The sequence below is a fragment of the Lapidilactobacillus mulanensis genome, from assembly GCF_003946215.1.
Lineage (GTDB): Bacteria > Bacillota > Bacilli > Lactobacillales > Lactobacillaceae > Lapidilactobacillus > Lapidilactobacillus mulanensis.
In genome coordinates this window covers 1-2,197 of sequence record NZ_RHOW01000091.1, presented here as the reverse complement: position 1 = coordinate 2,197, position 2,197 = coordinate 1, and the positions used below count along the sequence as shown (strand labels likewise).

Genomic DNA, 2,197 nt, shown 5'->3' with positions numbered 1-2,197 from the left:
TTAGAATCTATGTTTTAAAAAAAGGACGAGAGGCTTTTCTATTTACACATAAAATTTGACACTCTCTAAACAGGGAGAAGAAATGAAATCATTTCTTCTCCCTGTTTATATATATCAGTAACTCTTATGAATTAGAACTAAACAAGCGTGAATTGTGTTTCCTGAACATTATTGGAATCCTTCCCAATAAATAAATCAAAATCTCCAGGCTCAATCGTATACGACCCAGTCTGATCGTAAAAGCCTAGTTGATCACTACTTATTTCAAATGAGACAGTTTGCTTTGAGTTTGGATCAAGGTGTATTTTTTGGAAATCAATCAACCGTTTCACTGGTTGTACAACACTTGCAACACAATCATGTAGATACATTTGAACAGTTTCATCACGGGGCAATATGCCGGTGTATGTTATTTCGATTGATGCTTCTACTGTTTCGTTGGAATGTAGTGTCTCTCTAGATAATTGAATTTCTCCATAGTGTGTCGTACCATATGATAACCCATATCCGAATGGAAACAACGGTTGAGTTGGTGCATCAGTGTATCGTGAAACGAATCGACCCACATGTTGAGAATCTTTTTCGGGTCGTCCTGTTGCTAAATGATTATAATAAATCGGATATTGTGCCTCCGAGTATGGGAAGCTCATCGATAGACGCCCAGATGGATTATAATCGCCGAAAAGTATATCTGCAAGCGCATGCCCACCCTCAGTTCCTGGGAACCAGGCTTCAATAACGGCTTCTGAATTTTTAGCAACATCAGTCAGCACAAGTGGTCGGCCACTAATAACGATCGTGATAATTTTTTTTCCAGTTGCCACAAGTTCGTCAAATAAATCTTGTTGATTGGTTGGTAAGCGAAGTTTGGTGCGTGAACCCGCTTCCCCACTTTGAAGAGTGTGCTCCCCACAAGCAAAGATGATTAAATCAGATTGTTTTGCAGCAGAAATTGCGCGCTCATGATTCTGCAACTCCGCATCATTATCAGAGAGCAGCTGAATTACTTGATCAGAATTCATGCCAGCGTGTAGCAAAAATTCTTTGTCGCGAATGATATCTGTTCCCTTTTCTACAGAGAGCGCACTACCATCGATATGTTCCAGAATACCATCTTCAATGGTGACGGTATTCTTCGTATCGCCATGAACAGCCCATAGCCCTAACATGCCACGTTCATTGGCATAGGGACCAATTAAAGCTATTTTTTGATTGATCTCTGGATCTAATGGCAAGATATTGTTGTCGTTTTTTAGAAGAACCATCGACTCACGGCTAACTTGACGTGCTGTCTGACGTTTATTATCGGTGAGTATATCGTCTTGTTCTAAAGAATGAGATGCTCCACGATATGGATCTTCAAATAATCCCAACTCGTTTTTAAGACTTAATACACGCCAGACGGCCTCATTTAATTTAGATTCGCTTAAATGACCTTCTTCAAGTAATGGTTTTAACCCATTAGCATAGCAAGGTGATTTCATATCAATATCAATACCAGCATCTAGTGCTTTATCTGCAGCATCTTGACTATCCTTTGCAAATCCATGTTGGGTCAATTCATATACGGAAGCATAATCACTGATTACGATCCCCTTAAATCCCCACTGTTCACGCAACACTTTATTGAGCAGCCACTTATCTGCCGTTGCAGGAACGCCATTAAGTGTTGTTAATGACGTCATCACCATCTTTGCGCCCGCATCAACCGCAGCATGATAAGAGGGGAGGTAGTTCTGGTATAAATTAGGCAATGACATATCGGCAGAATTATATTCACGCCCTGCTTCAACAGCGCCATACGCAGCAAAATGCTTCACACATGAAACAATGCCTTTACCTTTCTTTAAATCATGTTGAAATCCGCGAACCATGGCAGTCGCAAATCTAGAATTAAGATATGGATCTTCACCAGTTGATTCTAATACTCGACCCCAACGTGCATCGCGCACAAGATCTACCATTGGTGCAAACGCAACTTGTGTACCACCTGCATATGCTTCTTCGGCGGTATTCTGATATGCTTTTTCGATTAGATCTGGATTCCACGAAGAACCCATACCAAGCGGAATTGGATAAACCGTTTTATAACCGTAGACAATATCTGACATAAAAAGAAGTGGGATTGCATGGGCTATACTCCTACTTAAGTAGACAAGCAAATAATCAAAGCTTGTACACTTAGGAAGGAGTTTTT

1 protein-coding gene is annotated in these 2,197 nt (G+C 40.4%); it reads right to left on the bottom strand.

The features are described from left to right. Window positions 1–137: 137 nt before the first annotated feature. Window positions 138–2,197: beta-glucosidase BglX (gene bglX, locus EKM67_RS10580; RefSeq protein WP_125578941.1), on the bottom strand; the 2,060-nt coding region annotated here is incomplete at its 5' end.